This is a genomic window from Sphingobacterium sp. UBA5670, from assembly GCF_002420705.1.
Taxonomy (GTDB): Bacteria; Bacteroidota; Bacteroidia; order Sphingobacteriales; family Sphingobacteriaceae; genus Sphingobacterium.
On record NZ_DIIM01000018.1, the window covers coordinates 246,681 to 268,048 of the forward strand.

Annotated in this window: 12 protein-coding genes; 8 read left to right on the forward strand and 4 right to left on the reverse strand. The window is 39.0% G+C overall.

Translation table 11 applies throughout. The features are described 5' to 3' along the window. Positions 1 to 66 precede the first annotated feature (66 nt). On the reverse strand, positions 67 to 1,278 hold the full coding sequence (locus B3C94_RS15400) for an acyltransferase family protein (RefSeq protein WP_293905180.1): 1,212 nt from the start codon (positions 1,276 to 1,278) through the stop codon (positions 67 to 69). A 248-nt stretch (positions 1,279 to 1,526) separates the two neighbouring features. Here B3C94_RS15400 and B3C94_RS15405 point away from each other — a divergent pair, with 248 nt between their 5' ends. The 8 genes from B3C94_RS15405 to B3C94_RS15440 all read left to right on the forward strand — a co-directional run bounded on the left by B3C94_RS15405 (position 1,527) and on the right by B3C94_RS15440 (position 16,929). Further along, on the forward strand, positions 1,527 to 2,693 hold the full coding sequence (locus B3C94_RS15405) for an ROK family protein (protein ID WP_293905182.1): 1,167 nt from the start codon (positions 1,527 to 1,529) through the stop codon (positions 2,691 to 2,693). Positions 2,694 to 2,718: 25 nt separating this feature from the next. Next, on the forward strand, positions 2,719 to 5,829 hold the full coding sequence (locus B3C94_RS15410) for a SusC/RagA family TonB-linked outer membrane protein (RefSeq protein ID WP_293905184.1): 3,111 nt from the start codon (positions 2,719 to 2,721) through the stop codon (positions 5,827 to 5,829). An 11-nt stretch (positions 5,830 to 5,840) separates the two neighbouring features. Next, positions 5,841 to 7,730, forward strand: a complete 1,890-nt coding sequence (locus B3C94_RS15415; protein WP_293905186.1) for a SusD/RagB family nutrient-binding outer membrane lipoprotein — start codon at positions 5,841 to 5,843, stop codon at positions 7,728 to 7,730. 402 nt (positions 7,731 to 8,132) lie between these two features. Next, on the forward strand, positions 8,133 to 9,257 hold the full coding sequence (locus tag B3C94_RS15420; RefSeq protein WP_293905188.1) for an ROK family protein: 1,125 nt from the start codon (positions 8,133 to 8,135) through the stop codon (positions 9,255 to 9,257). A gap of 23 nt (positions 9,258 to 9,280) precedes the next feature. Further along, positions 9,281 to 12,628, forward strand: coding sequence for a SusC/RagA family TonB-linked outer membrane protein (locus B3C94_RS15425; protein WP_293905190.1), 3,348 nt, complete (start codon positions 9,281 to 9,283; stop codon positions 12,626 to 12,628). An 11-nt stretch (positions 12,629 to 12,639) separates the two neighbouring features. After that, the gene (locus B3C94_RS15430) at positions 12,640 to 14,220 is read left to right on the forward strand and encodes a SusD/RagB family nutrient-binding outer membrane lipoprotein (protein ID WP_293905192.1); all 1,581 of its coding nucleotides are present in this window, start codon (positions 12,640 to 12,642) and stop codon (positions 14,218 to 14,220) included. Between the two features lie 76 nt (positions 14,221 to 14,296). Further along, a complete protein-coding gene (locus tag B3C94_RS15435) occupies positions 14,297 to 15,733 on the forward strand; it encodes an alpha-L-fucosidase (protein WP_293905194.1) in 1,437 nt (478 codons plus the stop codon). Between the two features lie 161 nt (positions 15,734 to 15,894). Next, positions 15,895 to 16,929: a sialidase family protein gene (locus B3C94_RS15440; RefSeq protein ID WP_293905196.1), complete on the forward strand. Its 1,035-nt coding sequence runs from the start codon at positions 15,895 to 15,897 to the stop codon at positions 16,927 to 16,929. A gap of 204 nt (positions 16,930 to 17,133) precedes the next feature. Here the strand turns inward: B3C94_RS15440 and B3C94_RS15445 are convergent, their stop codons facing one another. From B3C94_RS15445 to B3C94_RS15455, 3 genes are all read right to left on the reverse strand, one after another. Next, the gene (locus tag B3C94_RS15445; RefSeq protein WP_293905198.1) at positions 17,134 to 19,497 is read right to left on the reverse strand and encodes a glycoside hydrolase family 3 N-terminal domain-containing protein; all 2,364 of its coding nucleotides are present in this window, start codon (positions 19,495 to 19,497) and stop codon (positions 17,134 to 17,136) included. Positions 19,498 to 19,909: 412 nt separating this feature from the next. Further along, positions 19,910 to 20,413 (reverse strand): hypothetical protein, encoded by a 504-nt coding sequence (locus B3C94_RS15450; RefSeq protein WP_293905200.1) that lies wholly within the window; start codon positions 20,411 to 20,413, stop codon positions 19,910 to 19,912. A gap of 81 nt (positions 20,414 to 20,494) precedes the next feature. Beyond that, complete coding sequence (locus B3C94_RS15455) at positions 20,495 to 21,343, reverse strand: glycerophosphodiester phosphodiesterase family protein (protein ID WP_293905202.1); 849 nt, start codon at positions 21,341 to 21,343, stop codon at positions 20,495 to 20,497. Positions 21,344 to 21,368: the final 25 nt, after the last annotated feature.

The following is a 21,368-nucleotide window of genomic DNA, read 5'->3' on the forward strand; positions in this document are numbered from 1 at the left end:
GGCTGCAAAGATAGCAAAAATCTTTGAGTGACAAAATAATTTAACAATCAGAGATTCCGACATGTTTTATACCTTTACGTAGATCTTTTTCTTATCCAACCAATAGCAGATTACCCACATCAACGTTAAGAAACATAGTGAATAAACAAAAGAACCTATCTCCGGTATTCCAGGGATTTTCGCACATACGTATTTATAAAACCAGGCAAAAGCGTCGAGGTATTTTTGTGTACCATCTTCTTTTACACCATCAGGAATACGGAACAATCCCAAAAAGCGTGGTAGAATACCGCTCAATACAAAGATGAATAACGGATTTTTACCAAAAACATCAAAAAACTGCGTTAATTTATTTTTGACACCCTGCACTTCAATAAACCAGATCATACCACCTAGCGTCATGGTTGCCAAACCTGTTGTATAGAGCACATAGGAACTCGTCCATATTTTTTTGTTGATCGGAAAACCCAAGGCCCATATCCAAGCCAATACGACCAAAATAAAACCGGTCACAAACATCCCTGCCAATAATTTAAAATGGGGCTCATTAGACGCTGGCACCTTCGTCCACAACCAATCCACCTGGCCTTGTTTTTTAATAAATGCACCAACTAAATAGCCAAAAATCACCTGTACAATCGTTGGCAAGGTACTCATCAGGCCTTCAGGGTCAAACGGTACCCCTTCACCTTTGTAAACATGCGGTAAACCCAAAATGGCAATATCATACTTTGTACCGAACCAGCCTGCTAAGCTATAAGGATCTGCTCCTCCAGCTATTGCACAAATCGCCCAATATAACAACAATATGATTGCCGAGATCCAGATAATCGTTTTTTCTTTAAAATAATAAGCTAAAATCGAAGCAAAACAATAAGCAACTGCAATACGTTGGAGTACACCGAAAATCCGAATTCCTCTGCTCGGATCCGTTCCGTCCACCCATTGCTTAAAAACCAGCTCCGCACCATCCCATTTCACAAAAGGCCACCAATTGATGAAAAGTCCAATCGCAAAAATCAAGATCGTCCGTTTAATTACTTTTTGCCAAAATACTGCAGGTCCCGCCTCCTGTAAACGAGGTATAACAAAAGACATGGCATTACCTACTGCGAAAAGAAAAAAAGGAAAAACCAAGTCTGTAGGTGAACATCCATGCCATTCTGCATGTTTTAGCGGCGCAAACATATGAGCCCATGTGCCCGGATTATTCACCATAATCATCAGTGCCACAGTAGCTCCACGAAAGACATCCAAGGAGTAATAGCGTTGTTTCATAATCAGATACTATAATTAAGAGGTAAATATAAGGTATTTGTTATTCATTTTTATGCCTAATTCACAATATAATGGCACAAACAGGAATAACCAGCAGTAAGATTGTTACAATAACAAACGATTGCATCGAATTATAAGTCAAAAAGGGATACTTTTTAAAATTATTTAAAAAGTATTTGGAACTTACTTTTCTTTTAATATATCTTTAACAAAAGTTTAACCAACTTTATGAATTGTCTCAAATACCAATGGAAAAAGATATACTGAAGAACCTATATTTTGATTCAACACTGTCCATAGCAGAGTTGGTAAAAAAACTTTCGAAAAGTACCCCATCTATTACCAAAGTGATCAATCGTCTTATGGAAGAAAAGATCATTATTGAATGTGGGTTTGCAGAATCTACTGGCGGAAGACGCCCTATCCAATTTGCGCTTAACCCATCCTTGGATTTCTATATATTGACAATCTCTTGTGATCAGCATTTTTCGACATGTACAGTTACAGATTTGAATCAAAAGACAATATTAGAGCATAGGGATATTCCTTTAGACTTAACTTCTGAGGCATCTTCAGAGCTCCTTTTGTCCGAAATTGACCGAATTTTAGTGTCTTCAACGATTTCATTAGATCGGATCATAGGTATCGGAATTAGCATGCCTGGTTTTGTTAATTCAGAATTAGGAGTCAATGAATCCTATCTCAATACGCATCCCTTATATGAGATAAAAAGTAGGATTGAAAAAAAATATAAACTGACAACAATCATAGAGAATGATTCTCGTTGCATAGCAATTGCAGAAAAAGAATTCGGGGCTGCGAAAGACGTTGATCACTCACTCATTATCAATCTAAACTGGGGGGTTGGATTGGGAATTATCATTAATGGAGCTGTTTTTAAGGGAGAATCAGGTTTTGCTGGAGAATTTAGTCATATCCCTCTTTCGGACAATAACACCTTATGCTCCTGTGGTAAACGTGGATGCCTAGAAGTTGAAGCATCATTGGATGCGGCTATCAGAAGTACGGAAAACGATATTCAAAACAACGAATATTCAATTTATAGTACGTTTGTAAAGAGCAACCTAAACAAAATTGATGCACTGATTGAAGCTACTCATGTTGGAGACCAGATCGCAATTAATAACATCGGAAAAATAGGTTACATGCTAGGTAAAGGCATTTCAACGCTCATCCATATTCTTAATCCAAAACAGATCATTGTCAGCGGCCGAGGAGCAGAATTGGGCCGTATTCTGAATCCACAAATACAAATTGCCATAAATGAGTTTTGTATCCCTGAAATTGCAAAAACAACACAGATTCAAATGTCGGAATTAAACAAACACGCCCAAATAAAGGGCACTGCCGCTATTGTCGTGGAAAACCATATCAACAGAATCCTAACTAAATAATTATTTATAAATTAAACACTTAAAAATGAGTCTATTCTACAAAAAAACAGCTGGATTAGCTTTGTGCACACTCTTCAGTGCAACATCGCTATTTGCACAGCAAGGCATTTCTGGAACAGTTTCAGATGCCAAGGGGCCAATTGCAGGTGCTACTATTTCCGTAAAAGGAACAAATAGAGCTACCCAGTCGACTGCAAGTGGGGCATTTAATATACAAGCTGCACAAGGCGAAACATTACGTATCTCCTTAATAGGCTATAAACCTCAGGAAATTGTGGTTGGAACGACTAAAACGATTAATGTAACCTTGACAAACGATGAATCCACGTTAGGAGAAGTTGTTGTAACAGCTATGGGAGTTAAGCGCGAAAAGAGAAGTCTTGGTTATTCATTTCAAGATATACAAGGTACTGCATTGACGGATGCCAGAGAAAATAACATTGCAAATGCACTTGCAGGTAAGGTCTCTAGTCTTCAAGTTGTTAAAGGCTCAAACGGTCCTTCATCATCTTCAAAAATTATTCTTCGCGGATTCAATTCCATTACTGGTGACAACCAACCGTTAATTGTTGTTGATGGAGTACCTATGGACAATTTTGCGGGAGCCAAAAATAATGATTTCTGGAATCCATCAGCTGATATGGGAAGTGGATTAGGCGACTTAAATCCGGAAGATATCGAGAGCATGTCTGTCTTGAAAGGTGGCGCTGCTTCCGCGCTTTATGGATCACGCGCTTCTAACGGTGTTATTTTGATTACAACCAAAAGTGGTAAAGCAAAAGACGGTGTGGGAATTTCCTATTCGACCATTACCGGTATTGAAAACATCTTTATGACGCCAAAGCTACAGAGTGACTTCTCTCAAGGCGATGGCGGAGTATACGGCAAATTAGCCACAGGATCGTGGGGTGAGAAAATAACTGGGCAGGAAGTTGAGTTATGGAATGGTTCGAAAACAAATTTAAAAGCCTACGATAATATCGGTAATTTCTTCAAAACAGGATTCAATACCACCCAAAACATCAATTTTCAACAGGCAGTTTCCGAAAAAGTCAATGTATATTCGTCAGCGACTTATTTGCATGATAACAGCAAATCTCCCGGCCAAAAACTAAACCGCCTAAATTTAATTAATAGAGTAAATGCCAAATTTGGTCAGCGCAATCAGTGGACTACTGACGTAAAGGTACAATACATGCGCAATATGGCCTATAATCGTGCAGTTGGTGGTGTGAATGGTGGTAATTATTATTCACAGTTGTTAACTTTCCCAAGAAGTTTGGACATTACGCAATTTAAACCTGGAATGGATGAATTGGGTGTGAAACAAAGTTGGTATTTGGAAGATTCAGGAATTAACCCATATTGGGCGGCTAACAATAAATTAAGTCGTGATACCCGTGATCGTTATTTGATGAACGCTACTGTAAAATACGATTTTAATGACTGGTTAAGTGCTGATGTACGTGTGGGTTCTGATAACTATTCGACGAAATACGAAGATAAAACATATACAGGGTCTCATATAAACAATTCGTATGGCACAGGTACAGACAAGTTTTATGAGAACAATTATATCGCAAGTTTACAGGCAAGAAAAGACAATCTTTTCGGTAAATGGGGTGGTAGTGCCGCAATTTATGGACAGATCATGGACCGTAGCCGTACTTCCTTAAGCGCTAGTGCGGGCAATTTAAGGGTACCTAATCTATTTACTATTGGTAACAATATTGGCAATCCGGGTATTACTGAAAGTATCAATAGAAAACAGATTAATTCCATTTATGGTAACATTGACATCAATTATGATAATATTTGGTATGTTAGTTTCACAGGAAGAAATGACTGGACATCTACTTTACACCCAAATCATAACAGTTATTTTTACCCATCTGTAAGTACATCATTTGTCCTCTCCGATCTGATCAATAAGTCTGGAAGCATGCCTTCTTGGTTCAACTTTGCAAAGGTGAGAGCATCTTATGCAAGAACAGGTCGCGACATGGACGCATACCAATTATATAATACTTATATTATTGGTAATGATCCTAATAATAATACAACTGCATCCAAACGAGATGTTCTGTATGATGAGAATGTGGTTAATGAACTGCAAAAATCAATTGAAGTAGGTTTAGAGACTAAATTTTTCAACAACCGAGTTGGCTTGGATTTAACCTACTATAAAAACAACTCAACCAATCAATTGATTGATATTCCAATGAACAACCTATCTGGATACAGAGCTTTCAAAGCCAATGCAGGTAATATTCTTAATGAGGGATTTGAAATTACATTAAACGCCGATGTAATCAGAAAAGAGAATTTTAGATGGAATCTGAATGCCAATGTTTCTCGCAATTTCAATAAAATTCTTGAATTACACCCAGAATCCAAACGTATGACATTGGGCGGCTACGACAATTTCGCAATATACGCAGCTGAAAATCAAAGATACGGAGCTATTTTTGGGACAAAATTTCTACGTGTTGAAGATGCAAACAGCCCTTATAATGGACAACTTATCCTAAGCGGTACAGGTTTACCACAAGCGAAATCTAATGAAGCAGAGCTTCTAGGTGATCAGACTGCACGTGCCCTCGCTGGTATCACCAACTCTTTCACTTATAAAAACTTCGGATTAAGCTTTCAAATCGATGGTAGATTTGGCGGAAAATTCTTCTCGGGAACACAACGCGCACTACAAGCCAGCGGTTCTTCTGCAGAAACAGTTGTTAACGGAAATCGGGACAAATTTGTTGTTGACGGGGTAATATTAAAGAATGGTGCTTATGAAAAGAGCTCCGTTGAAGTCACACCACAAGATTACTGGACTACAGTTTCTGGCGCTAGTGGTAACTTAGGTATTACCGAGCAAAACTTATATAATGCAACCAATATTAGAATTAGAAATTTACAATTAAACTATTCCATTCCGAAGAATGTGTTGAAATCATCAATCGTTAAAAATGCGAAAGTAGGTGTATCAGTCAATAACTTAGCCATGCTAAAAAGTTATGCAAATGGCGTAGATCCAGAATCGACCTATGCAATGAGTTCAAATGCGGTAGGTTTTGAAAATTTATCATTTCCAACCTCACGTTCTTATTTCTTAAACCTATCTATTGGCTTCTAATCTGAATCATCATGAAAAATACACTATCAAAAATAGCGCTGGCAATATTATTAGGAAGCACAGCCACCTCCTGTACAAAACTTGAGGATATCAACATCGATCAAACTGCTGCAAATGACCAGCAAGTCAAACCAGAATATTTTTTAAACAACTCCATTATCGGAGCGCAACAAGATCCCGGATTAGCTGAACGTTTATTTATTTACTCCTGGAAAACCGCTGCACACCAGCAATACTTTAATTTTATCAATATAGGACAACAAAGTGATGACTTTAATTCACTCTATTGGTCGAGTATTTCCGGTTGGTTGAATAATGCCAATGCAACCATCGAAATTGCAGATAAGAAAACACAAAATGGTACTGCTGCAGTTTACAATCAAAACATGATCCAAGTGGCCAGAATATGGAGGGCATACTTATTAAGTGAGTTGAGCGACAATTTTGGACCAATACCGACTAAAGGGTTTCAAGGAGTTAATCCACAGTTTGATTCTGTAAAAGACGTTTATTATTATCTATTGACTGAATTAAAAGATGCTCAATCGAAAATCGATCCAGCTGTCAGCAATTCAGGCATTGAAAACTATGATGCCGCTTATGGTTTCAAATGGGACAATTGGATTCGCTATGCGAACTCAATGCGTATGCGTTTGGCAATGCGCTTATCAGAGGTGGATGCAACGAAAGCAAAAACTGAATTTGAAGATGCAGTTAAAACGAATAAATACATTGAAACAGCGGCACAAAATTTCGGCGTACAAGAAAAAGACGGTTGGGATCCATTAACAGGTGTAATGAGTCGTTCATGGAATACGCAACTGTTATCCGCTACATTAAACAATATATTTATCGGATTGGGTGGTATCAAAACTGCTGATCAATTTACGGAAACCGAAGTTTTAAGCAAAATCAAAAACGAAGACGATTATGGTATCCGTTACCTGGATAATTTCTCTACGATGTCAAATGACCCAAGCCAAGGTTATTACTTAGATGGGATTCCAAATAAAATGGATCCAAGAGCGTATAAAGCATTCTTTATTCCAGGTCATACATCCGACCCGCAATATTGGACCGATGCTAACAATCAGGATGCTCAAATCAAAAAGCCAGACGGCACAACCCTAAACTTCAAAACTTCGTACACATGGAATGCATTTACATCAGGTACATGGGGGGCTAAATCGTCGAATATTGTGCTTAGAGCACAAAATGGTCGTATTCCAGGCATGATCAAAAAGTTCAGAACAAGTACCCAAAAACGTTTATTCTTCGCTTCATGGGAAAGTTATTTTTTGATTGCAGAAGCGGCTTTAAGAGGCTGGAACACTCCTATTTCTGACAAAGTTGCCTATGAAAAAGGCATTTCTGAAAACTTTAATTATTGGGAAGTATCATCTTACCTTGGTCAATATCTAGCATCTGAAAACTACAACCGCGTAGGCACTTCAGTAAAATATGACCATACTACAGAACCTGCAGCGACATTTACTGTAAAATACAAAGACGGGTATACCAATGCTACGGGAACGACCACTATCAAGTATCCTGAAAATACAATCTATAAAAATGGAGCAATAAAAAATGATAAGTTAACGAAAATTATCACTCAAAAATATATTGCCTCATTTCCATACTTATGCCTTGAAGCTTGGAATGATCAACGTCGTTTAGGGCTTCCTTTCTTTGAAAATCCAGCTGTCGAAACGGCCATCGCAACAATGCCACAATTGACAAGTGCAAATTACACAAAAAACCAAGTTGATTTCTTCCCACAAAGGACTAGCTACCCTTCGTCATTTAGAAATGCTGACCAAGCAAATTATGATAAAGCGGTTTCTTTATTAGGAGGAGCAGATGGTGTATTTACACCACTATGGTGGGCTAAACAAAAGTAGTCTCAACAGCAATATAAAAAGTCGGCCTAGCGCCGACTTTTTTATTTAAAAATATTTTTCATCGGTATATTTGTTACAATCACACTTATTATAAAATCTAAAAGAACTACCTAATTATCTTAAAAATCAAGTATCCATGAAATTCTTTTTAAAAAATTTAAAAAGAATTTGGTACTTAAAGCAAACTATCTATATCTTTAGCTATAAACTAAAAATACACGATTTAAATTTCATCTACAAACATACCTGAATTAAGTAAACAGATGAACTTGTACCAACTACCAATGATATTAAAAACAGGCAATATCATAAACAAAGCACTAATAAAAACAATAATTACTCAACAACGAAGCTAAAGTAGAAATGGTCATAGAGATTTTAAGAAGTTTGTACTATCGGCCAATGCAACCGATTGCAGACATCGCTAATTCACTTTCCCGAAGTATTCCATCTGTTACTAAACAGATCAACGAACTTCTTTTAAAGAGTATTGTAGTAGAAAACGGCCATGCGGCATCTACAGGGGGAAGAAAGGCTATGCAATATATGCTTAACGAAGATTTAAGCTATATAATAATCAGTCTATCTATCGATCAGTTCTATACAGCAATTACTTTGTCAAACCTTCAAGGCAAAATTTTCTCATCATTAGAAAATCTCCCAATTGATCTCAGAGCGCCTAATGCGGCGAATATAATATTGGAGACCATAGATCATTTTGTTTCTTCAAATAATATTGATTTAAAACAAGTTATCGGTATAGGTATTAGCATGCCAGGATTTGTCAACTCCGAAACGGGGTTAAATGAATCCTATAATAGTGATTCTCAATTATATAACATAAAGGAACATATTGAACGCAAATTTAACGTCCCGGCAGTAATCGACAACGATTCACGCTGTGTTGCCTGGGCTGAAAAAAAATTTGGCAATGCACAGGATTCTTCGCACTCTCTCGTCATTAACCTTAACTGGGGGGTTGGGTTAGGTATTCTTATTAATGACGATATCTTTAAAGGAACTTCGGGGTTTGCGGGTGAATTCAGTCACATTCCTCTTTCGGATGAACTAACCTTATGTTCTTGTGGTAAGAGAGGCTGCTTAGAAGTGGAAGCTTCTATTAGTGCGGCCATCCGGAATATTGAAAAAGACATAAAGAACGGAGAATATTCTATATATGAAAAACTTATAAAGGAATACGATAACAAAGCTGAAGCTCTTATTGAAGCCGTTCAGATTGGCGATCAAGTGGCAATTAACAATATCGGAAAAATTGGATACTTACTCGGAAAGGGCATATCAACTTTAATCCACATTCTCAATCCGAACAAAATTATCATTAGTGGTCGTGGTGCAGAAATAGGTTATATTCTCGCTCCTCATATCCAAGTTGCAGTTAATGAATACAGTATTCCAAAAATATCAAAAAAGACGAGTATTGAAATTTCAGATTTACACAAAAGAGCCCAACAGCTCGGCACGACAGCATTAGTCATAGAAAAATTCATTATAAACATTATTAACTAACGTTTTACACAAATACCTAAAACATGAGTCTATTTTACAAAAAAACTGCGGGATTGGCGTTATGTACACTTTTCGGTGCGACGTCACTCTATGCGCAGCAAAGCATTTCTGGAATAGTTTCAGATGCTAATGGACCAGTCTCCGGAGCAACAGTTTCTGTAAAAGGAACAACACGAGGTACGCAAACAACCGCCAATGGCTCTTTTACAATTCAAGCTTCGCAAGGTGAAGTCTTACGCATATCCATTGTCGGATATAAGTCCCAAGAAATAGTTGTTGGTTCTTCAAAAACGCTTAACATCAAATTAACAGAAGATGCTTCCAATCTGGAAGAGGTTGTGGTTACTGCTATGGGCATTAAAAGAGCTCCAAAGGAACTTGGTTATGCCATGAGTACAGTTGATTCTAAAGAATTAACAAAAACTGGTTCTCCAAACTTCGCGGGAGCATTATATGGAAAGGCACCAGGAGTACGCATTTCCGCAGCACCAGGTGGAGCAACTTCCGGAATTAATATCAATATTCGTGGCACAAACTCTATTACCGGAAATTCACAACCTTTGGTCATTATCGACGGAGTTCCCATGCGGCAAACGTCCTTCAATAATTCCGATTATTGGGGCGACCAACGTGCTAGAGGAAATGGTCTAGAAGACCTTAACCCAGAAGATATCGAAAACATTAGTATTTTAAAAGGTGCATCTGCAGCAGCTTTATATGGCTCTGAAGCAATGAACGGGGTTGTATTGGTAACAACTAAATCCGGAAAAGCTGGAAAGGGATTTACAATTGATTTCAATGCTACATACACGCATGATCAAATAGCTTATTTACCTAATTTTCAAAATGTAAGGGGCCCTGGATATTCAAAAGCTTATCAAGATGACAAGCAGTCCGACGATATGTTTCAATATTATGGAGCTAATCTTGCTGTCAATGGTGTCAATAGGGGTGTCATGAATTCAACGGTCAATTTCGGTCCTTTATTTGATGGTAAAGATATTATCTCTTGGGATGGTAAAGTTCGCCCATACTCTGCTCAAAACTCGTATAATAAATTTTTTAACAATCCTAACAATAGTATTTTCAATTTAGCAATTGGCAATACATCAGAAAACTCGAATATTAGGTTCTCTTTGACTCGTCAAGACAACCAAATGACTGCGTTAGAATCTTATAATAAGAAAAACATCGCAAATTTAAATGCAAGTTTTACATTGTGGAAAAATTTCAAAAATGACGTTGTCGTAAATTTCATTAATCAGCATACACATAATAGACCATTTTTGACTGACCGTCTAATCAACAACTTTGGCGGGATGATTTCCACATTTGACAATCCGGAATGGTACTTTGGCAAATATCAGACTAGCCTAGGATATAAATATGTAATTGATGCAGCAGATGCTCAAAGTCTAACTCCAGCGGAAAATATACGTTATAATGGATACCGTGGCGATGTTTTGGAATATGTCTGGAATTCTAAAGCAAAACAATATGATGAATACTCAAATCGCTTAATTGGATCTTATACTGCAACCTGGAGTGTCACTAATGATCTATCATTACGAGCACGTGTTTCAGCAGATGTCACCTCTTTAAAGACTGAAGATAAGCAACCTAACGAAAAACCGTTATTATTTGGCAACTCTGGATTTTTCTCACTAGGAAACCAAAATGCAAACATCTATTATACCGATTTATTAGCTACTTATAACAAAAAGATAAATAATGACATTAAAATCGGTGTCGTTGGCGGTTATACAGCTACAAGGTCGGAAGATGTATATGTTCAAAATCAAACAGAGGGTGGATTGACGGTGAGAAACTGGTATGATGTCAATGCAACTCTAAATTTAGCAACGAGAAACGACAAGTACAATTATAGAAATCGCATGCTAAGAGATGCATTATTTGGAACTGTCAATTTCAATCTAAAGGAATTTTGGAATGTGGAAGGAACATTACGTAGAGAACGGATTTCAACCATGCGCCCAGATAATAATGTGCTTTATTACCCGTCAGTAAATTCAAGTTTGATTCTTTCTGATGCTTTCCATTTACCAGAGTTTTTCAACTATGCAAAGCTTCGTGGTTCTTGGGGAATTGTAGGTAACTATCCGGATATTTATAAGAGCGCATTGTCTTACACACAAAAGACTTTGGGATCACAAGTTGACGGTGGTGCATCTGTTATCTACACAACAGTGCCGACAACAGAATTTGGAAATGAAAACATCAAACCAGAAACTAAAAATGAGGTAGAATTTGGTCTGGAAACCAGAATGTTGAATGGGCGATTAGGGTTTGACATTACCTATTATAATGGCTTGATCAAAGATCAAATTTTAAATTATACATTACCAATAAGCACAGGTTCCAACTCTATTCTTGCCAATGTGGGTACACTAAGAAATACAGGTTGGGAGTTTGCAATCAATGGAACACCGATTCAAAAAGAGAATTTCAAATGGTCTACTACGTTAAATTTCTCTATGAATAAAAATGTCGTCAAAGAATTGCCAGGCAATACGGGAACATTATTATTGAGAGATTATGATGGTAATGCTGCTCAGCTTGTAGCCAACGTAGGACAATCTATGGGTGATATTATGGTTCGTCCGATTAAAACAGATGAAAACGGCAACAAAATCGTATCTGCTAATGGTATGTATGAAATCGATGGAGACCGTTGGATAAAGGCCGGTAATGCTATGCCAAAAGCAGTAGGTGGGTTCATAAATAACTTCAGCTATAAAAATTTCAATTTAGATGTTTTAATGGATTTTAGACTTGGAGGCAGTGTCATGCCAACTGGTATAAATTGGATGACAAGCCGAGGTCTAACAGAAGAAAGTTTGAATTACATGGATGCGGCACACGGTGGGCTAAGCTACTATCAGACAAAAGATGCAAGTGGCAATATCATCGGAGTCGCTACGAGCGGCAATACTGGACCTAATGGTGAAACTGTTTACCATGATGGTATGTTGATGGACGGAAAACTTGCTGATGGAACAAACAACAGTAATATTATTTCTCAAGCGACCTACTATAACGGCACTTACAATTGGGGAGGTCCTCAATACTCTCAATCGAGATACGAACTCTATGTTCAAAAAAATAATTACATAAAAATGCGTGAGATTTCGCTAGGCTATCGTCTACCTGCTTCTGTCGCTTCCAAATTAAAAGCAAAAAATATACAGCTCTCAGCATTTGGACGGAATCTATTCTTCATTTATAGATCGATCAAAGATATTGATCCTGAACAAATGACAGGTGGTTCTAACTGGATCAATAACGTTTCTAATGCAGGTACATCGCCAGCAACTAGAACCTATGGTTTAATGCTACGTGCTAGCTTCTAAATTTTACGACAATGAAAAAACAACTTTTTATTTGTGGCCTATTGGCAGCATCCATATCGACAATAACATCTTGTAAAAAAGATTCATTTGGAGAATATTATGAAAATCCGGGTAAAGTTTCTGAGTCTACGCCAGAAAAGCAATTTACAGGAATGATCTATGACTTTAGGGCATTAATCATTCCAACATATGGAAATTATTTTATCACATTACGTCCTACAATTAATTTATATATACAGAATCTAGGATCCATAAATCAAGCGAATCAATTAGTTCCAGGTTCTGCGGCAATCGAAGAACGCTGGAATAAATATTACGCAGGCTTAGCTCAATATAAAGAATTTGTTCGCCTATATGATGCTTTGAGTGATGCAGATAAAACTCAAAAACGTTCAATGGCTTTGGCAGCTAAGATTTTATTCTACGACCAAACACAACAAATGGTAGATTTGGTTGGAGACATCCCTTGGACAGAAGCTGGTAAACTAATGGGAAATGGTGGAGATTACACAATTTCTTATCCTAAATATGATAAAGCTGAGGATATCTACACAACTATGCTAGATGACTTAAAAGCGATCAGTACAGAACTTAATTCCATAACTGTTCCACAAACTTTTGCATCTACCTTTAAAACGCAGGATTTAATTAATAATGGTGATCTTACTTTATGGAAAAAATACTGTAATTCACTTCGTTTGAGAATGTTGACGCGCGTATCTGAAAATTCTCAATTTTCTGCCAGGGCGGCGACAGAACTAGCTCAAATTGTAGAAAATCAAACAACTTTTCCACTTATTCTAACAAATAGTGAAAATGCACAATTGGATATTTTCAATACAAGTTCAGACATTAAATCCGAGGATATAAAAGGCGCTTTTGAAACTGATGGCTGGTATTCGAACATTTCAAGTAAGTATATGATCGATGAAATGAATAAGATCAGCGATCCAAGACGCCAGCTATTATTTGAAACGGGATCAACTGCGAACGGTGTATACATCGGTCTCGATCAGAGCGCTTCTTCTGCAGAACAAAATATTTTAGTCAGAGGAACAACGTTAAGCTTCTTACATCGGAACACAATTTCACGTAACAGATTTCTTCCTGGTCTGTTGGTAACCGCATCGGAAGTTAACTTCCTCTTAGCAGAATACTATAGCAGACACAATAACAATGCTGCAGCTAAAACTGTATTCGAAACAGCACTCAAAGAATCTGTTGATCTGTATACGAAAATTAGTCAGAAAAGTGACGACGCTACTATCGCTAAAGCTGCAGTACCTACTGCAAAGCAAATCACTGATTTCGTAGCCGCTGTAAATTGGGATAATGTGTCGAATAAGATCCAATTGATCGCAACGCAAAAATGGCTACATTTCAACCTGTTTCAGGCTGTACAAAATTGGTCAGAGCAACGTCGTTTGGACTACCCGAAGTTTACCATCCCTACTTTTACTACCGATAGACAGAAAACTGTTCCTGTTAGGTTGACTTTGCCACAAGCAGAAGCAACATACAATGCAAAAAATTATGAGGAAGTAAAAAGTAAAGATACGCCAGATACCAAACTTTTCTGGGACGTAAACTAAACATATTAAACTACATCTATCTATAAGAAGGCCACCTAAGGTGGCCTTCTTTTTATCATTTTCATTATCTTTATCCATGCAAAAACTAAAAACCATTATATCCACCGCGCTGATCGCTTCAAGCACAATGCTAGCGTTTGGCCAAGCACATAACGTATCTAATGGCTATCAAAAGCCAACAGATCCCTTAGTGATTGAAAATCTCGAACAATGGCAAGATATGAAGTTTGGCCTTTTTATGCACTGGGGGACCTACAGCCAATGGGGAATCGTGGAGAGCTGGAGCATCTGTCCTGAAGATGAAGGCTGGACCCAGCGCAAACCCGAACATGGTAAAACCTATTTCGAATACCTCAAGAACTACGAAAATCTACAGACAACCTTTAATCCAACAGATTTTAACCCGCAAAAATGGGCCGACGCGGCAAAAGCTGCCGGCATGAAATATGTCGTCTTTACGACTAAACATCACGATGGATTTGCGATGTTCGATACCAAAGAGTCAGATTATAAAATCACCTCTTCCAAAACACCATTTTCGACAAATCCAAAAGCAAACGTGACCAAAGAGATCTTCAACACCTTCCGAAACGATGGATTTAAAATTGGTGCTTATTTCTCCAAACCAGACTGGCACTCTGATTACTACTGGTGGTCATACTTCCCACCAAAAGATAGAAATGTAAATTATGATCCTAAAAAATACCCGGATCGCTGGCAAAAATTCAAAGATTTTACCTACAATCAAATCAATGAATTAACTTCCGAATATGGCAAAGTCGATATCCTTTGGTTGGATGGCGGACAAGTTCGTCCTCTTGAGACAGTCGATAAATCCGTTGATTGGCAACAGACGATCAAAATGGACCAAAATATTGACATGGACCGCATCGGTGGCATGGCAAGAAAAAATCAACCTGGTATTATCGTCGTTGACCGTACTGTTCCCGGAAACTGGGAAAATTATGTCACACCTGAGCAGGCGATTCCTGAACACCCTTTGGATATCCCCTGGGAAAGTTGTATTACAATGGGAAATTCGTTCAGCTACGTTCCTAACGACCAATACAAACCGACCAAAAAGATTGTTGAAACATTGGTAAAGATCATTTCCCGTGGCGGAAACTATCTTTTGAATATAGCGCCCGGTCCTACTGGAGATTACGACCAGGCTGCATACGATCGCTTGAACGAACTAGCTGCTTGGATGAAAATCAATCAAACGGCTGTATTTGCAACACGTACGATTGCACCTTATCACCAAGGAGACTATTATTACACCAGAAGCAAAGATAGTAAAGTGGTCAATGTGTTCCACCTTTCTGAAGGAGATGCTTACCAGCAGCCCAATGAATACGTCTTTCAGGTACCTGATAATTTCAGTGTAAAAAAGATTGCAATCCTAGGCCATAAAGGCAAATTGGACTGGTCCCAACGCGGTAATCAAATTACCTTGAGAAGCCCGAGTACAAGATTTAGCTATGCTACGGCAATTCAATTGCAAAGTAAATAAGACAAATTGCCGTTGGAAATAATCCAACGGCAATCGACTATTCAAACAACCATAGACACTTCTAATAAAAGGTGTCAATCTGCCAACATCCAAGCCGCTATGCTTCTTTCCTAAAAAATAAGAATAAATTCACTATCCGGTTTTTAAAACCTTAAATTCCAATGAAAAAAATTGTCCTATTTTCAACATTACTCACACTAATACTATCTTCATGCGCAACCTATAAACCGCAAATCGTCCAATCAGAACAGATTTTCCAAGCAGGACAGGTTCCCTTCAAACAATGCCATGCATCTACAATCCAACCCATCGGAAAAGACAGCCTATTGGCGGCCTGGTTTGGCGGTACACATGAATCTAACCCCGATGTTGTCATATGGAGTTCACTGTATAGCCATGGACAATGGCAACGTCCTGTACAGATTGCAGATGGTATCCTTGGTGACAACCGCTTTCCAACATGGAATCCTGTCTTCTATCAATACCCGCACAGTGACACCCTCTCTTTGTATTATAAAATAGGGCTCAACCCCAGAGAATGGAAAGGCTATGTCAAACATTCGCTGAATAAAGGAACGACCTGGTCTGCACCGCAGCAATTGCCCGATGGCATACTGGGGCCTATCAAAAATAAACCGCTCACCCTGAAAAAAGGATTGCTGCTCTCCCCCTCCAGTACGGAATCCAAAGAAGAAATCTGGAAAGCACACCTGGAAATCAGCCGAGATCATGGCCGTTCCTGGTCCATCAGCGAGATACGCCCCGACACCAGCATACAGGTCATTCAGCCAAGTGTGATCCAACACGCAGATGGACGCATTCAGGTGCTCTGTCGAAGTAAAGAAAATAAGGTGATGGCCGCTTTTTCGACAGATCAAGGCCTTACCTGGGGCCCCTGGCAAGCAACAAACCTGCTCAATCCCAATTCAGCCACCGACGCTATCCGTTTAAAGAATGGCTTATTGATGATCGTCTTCAATCCAGCCATAGCTGGCAACGACTGGTGGGAAGGACGTACAAAGCTTCACGTAGCCATATCGAAGGATGGCTTACAATGGAAAGATGTCCTGACCTTGGAAGATGGGGTAAAGAACGATGAATATTCATATCCAACAATTATCCAGGATGCAAAAGGCCTAATTCATATTACTTATACTTGGAATAGAAAAAGCATTAAGCATATTGTGCTTAAATAAAATAGCTCCAACTAATACCGTATAAATAGATCTAAAAAAGTGATCTACCTATCAGACTATCCAGAAAAAAGAATCCCAAAAATCAACCTCTAATTCTGTGGATGTCGAGTAATTGAAATGGAACAAGAGGAGATACAGTTGAAATGAAACAAGAAAGGCAGTCCAAATGGACTGCCCTTTTTAAGTATAGTTTGTGGTTTAGGATTAATAGTCCCTCGTTAATTCCATTTCACCCTTGAGGCGGATATCATCGGAAGATGCTCCTACTAAGAATTTAAACTTTCCTTTCTCGGTCTTCCATGCGTTGCTTGTACTCCATAATTTGAGGTCTTCTTTGCTCAATTGAAAAGAATAGCTCGCTGTCGTCCCTGCCGCAATGTTTTTACGTTCAAATCGCTTCAGCTGCATGACCGGCGTTACGACAGAACTTACCTCATCAACAACATATAATTGCGCAACCTCGTCACCAGCCAATTTACCCTTGTTAGCGACATCGAATGACACTGTACAAAGGAAATCATCTCCGTTCTCTTTCAGGTTGACCTGTAAATTACTGTAATCAAAACTACTGTAGCTCAACCCATAACCAAAAGCATATAATGGTTTGGCCGACATTTCCACATAATCGTGGTGTTTGGGTTTTGTATGGTTATAGTGCACAGGAAGTTGCCCTACCGAACGTGGTACCGAAATCGGTAATCTTCCAGCCGGATTGTAATCGCCAAACAAGACATCTGCAATTGCCAAGCCGCCCTCCTGTCCGGGGTACCAGGCATTCACAATTGCCGGTACATGTTCAACTGCCCAATTCAGGTTCAATGGTCTCCCCATAATCGTTACAAGTACAACGGGTTTTCCAGTCGCCTGTATTGCTTTCAGCAACTTGATCTGATCGCCCATCATATCAAGGGAAACACGATCAAAGCCTTCTCCGCTTTCCATATCACTCACGGTATTGGGATCAACATTAGCTGCTCCAGTTGCTTGATACGAGGTTTTAAAATCACGTGCGCTCGAACCCCCAAGCACTAAGACCACTGCATCGGCCTGCTCTGCGGCTGCGACAGCGGCAGCGATATCTGAATTGCTGGTATCACGGATCGCACATCCTTTAACATAATCGATCTTGGTATTTTTATCGACTGCCGCCCGGATTCCCGTCAGCAAGGTCTGCACTTTACCTTCTGCCTGTGGAGCAGTATAGTCGCCCAGCTGATTATAGGTATTATCGGCATTCGGCCCAATGACTGCAATTCGCTTGAGCGATTTACTTAAGGGTAGTATATGCTGATCGTTTTTAAGCAAAACAATAGACTCTCTAGCAACCTGCCGTGCCACCGTTTTATTTTGTACGGTGGCAACTTTTTGAGCAACCAATTTCTCATCTACATAAGGACGATCGAAAAGCCCAAGATTGAACTTCATACGCAATACACGGGCTACTGCTGTATCAAGAACGGCAGGTTCAACAAGCCCTTGCTGCACAGCCTTGAGCAGATTAGGACCATAGCCCGTTCCGCTTAAGTCAACATCCAGTCCAGCATGTATACTCTGTGAAGCCGCTTCTTCAGCGGTAGCAGCAGTGGCATGCCCCCCATTAAGCCCCGATATGCTCAATAGATCGGACACAACAAAACCACTAAATCCCAAGTCTTTACGTAAGATGTCTTTTAATAGCCATGGATTGGCAGAACAAGGAATACCATCAATACTATTATATGCCGTCATCACCGACCCAGCTCCCGATTTTACAGCACGCTCAAAAGGCGGCAGAAAATACTGTCTCAGGCTTCGCTCACCAAAGGATACAGACTCACCATTGTGGCCGCCGTCAGGAGCTGCATAGGCTACAAAGTGTTTCAGGGTACCTATTATTTTATCCCGATCGCCTAATTTATCCCCTTGAAAACCACGGATCATTGCTGTGCCCATTTGTCCGATGAGATAGGGATCCTCTCCATAGGTCTCTTCAGTACGCGACCAACGTGGATCTCGTGCTAAATCTAATACAGGACCGTAGCCGTTTTTACCACCCACGGCATAAGTCTCCATGGCGATTGTTGATGCCATATCCTGAATCAACCGCGGGTTCCATGTACTCGCCTGTCCGATCGCGGTAGGGAACACTGTTGCACCAATCGCCATATGTCCATGTGGCGCCTCCTCAGACAATAACAATGGAATGCCCAGTCGTGTACTATCCACCATATACCGTTGGATTGCATTTGTAGCGCGCGCAGCTTCTACGGGATTTAGACCATTCAGCAGTGTTTTCTGTGTCCAGGGATCGGCACGTAAGGTCGCCCACAATAATCCGATATGTTGTTCTTTTACTGCTTTTCGTAATTTATCACTGATTGTCACCTGCTTTCCGTTCTTGGAATACATATCCCATCCCAGCAGTTTACTCAATTGTCCGACTTTTTCTTCGACAGTCATTCTTCCCAATAGGTCGTTTACGCGTTTTTCAGTAGGCAAAGTACTATTTTTATAAGGGAATTGCTGGGCTTGGAGCTGTGGACAGAGCAATGAGGTCATTGCGGTCAAAAGTAATATACGGACTTTCATATTAGATTATTGTTTTTCTATTTTCTATTCTTTGCCATGATCTGAATATATCACATCAACCGGTTTATGCAACCGGTTTCAAAAACACTAAATTAACGATTTAGCAGAAATAATCAAGTTAAATTTTGATTCCTTGTTCTTTTAATAATCGATATAGCGGCATCATCGATGTAAACTGCATTAACATAAAACAGCACAATCAACGGTATATTTTAAATTACCTGCTGAAATGAAGGAAAACAAATCGCAAAATACACGAAATTCCTTCTCGTACATTGCGAGATCAGCACTACATAAACGAGCAGTAGAAATTGATCCAGTGAGTAGAATGAGATTTTATCCATGCATATCTGAACAAAAAAAGAAAGACGGCAAGCCGTCTCTCTTTTGAATGTTAAAGGAAATATACTACTTATTTTGTTGCCGCTCGCTTACGTTGAAAATAGAATTCAATTGGTAGTACATATGCTAGAGGATTATTATTGCGCGAAATTAATATGAGCTGATCACCATCAATCTGTACCTCATAACTTTGGTATGGATCACTATCAGCAAACTTGATACTTTTCTTCTCTTTATCATAGGTAAATGCGCGATGCTGTTGTTCAGCAAAAATCAAACTTTCAAATGTTAGCTTATCATCCCCACATAGTTCTTTACCACGATTGACAGTGAACTTATTAGCTGATTCAGAAAATGTAAACGTATACACATTATCCTTTTCACAATCTTTCGGTTTATGCTTCAATTGCTCGTTTGTCGTCCCTTTCGCAGACACGATAGTACTCCATTCAAAACTTTCCAGCTGTTTTTGAACATCCATAGATACAGTCACTTCATTTTCCTTACTACAGCCCGTTAGTAAAAAGAGAATAGCAAAACTGCCCGTAAATAATTTATTCATTGCGGTTTCCATTAGTTATATCTTTATGACGATCGTTCTAACAATATCGCTACAATAAAATCAAGCATTTTTAACTAAACAGATAAAAATAGACTATGAGCCGGAAAGCACTTCGCGCCACAAACTAGGATGATCTGTTTGAATAAGACGTACAAAAGGATATTTCTCGAAAAAAGATCGATAAGCTTCCTTTCCCTCCTGTTCTGCTTTGTCGTCATATTCCCCCAAACTATTCATCCAAAAATATATGCCCTGTTTGCGCAATGCATTAAGTTTTTCGGTATCAGTAAATGATTCATCAAGATGGACAATTGAGGTTAATTTCATCTTTAGTATGGCCTCTAGATCCTTCATACTACGTGCCCTCGGAAAAAGCGTTATCGTTGGATTGAATTTGTAAATCTTGGGCATGTCTTTGTAATCGTAAAGAAAAAACAGGACCTGGTCTTCCATCCCCTCCTGTTCAACAAGCGCATAGGTTTTCTTAATAAACTTTTTGCGATCTTCTTTAAAATCGAGATCAACAATAATTTTTCCCTTTGCAACGCGCAAAGCTTCCGATAAGGTTGGTATAACATGATCTGAGGCTTCACCATTTGCCTTTTTGCGTAAGTGGAACTGTTGAAGCTCCGCATACGTTAGTTTAGCAACCTCTCCCTGTCCATTTGAAGTACGGTTCACCGTTTTATCATGCATCAGCACAAGTACACCATCTTTGGTTGCCCTAACATCCACCTCTACCACTGAAGCCCCCAGCCGAATAGCCTCCTCGATAGCAGCAATAGAGTTTTCAGGCTGCTCCAGATGGGCTCCGCGGTGAGCAGCGACATGTAAACTTTTTTCATCGAGCTTTTTTATCAGCGCTATCGACTGGCCATATAAATGGGTAGTAGAACTTACTATCATACTCAACAAGATAGTAGAAAATAAAATCTTTTTCATTGCTGTATCGCTATTTTTTTAAGCA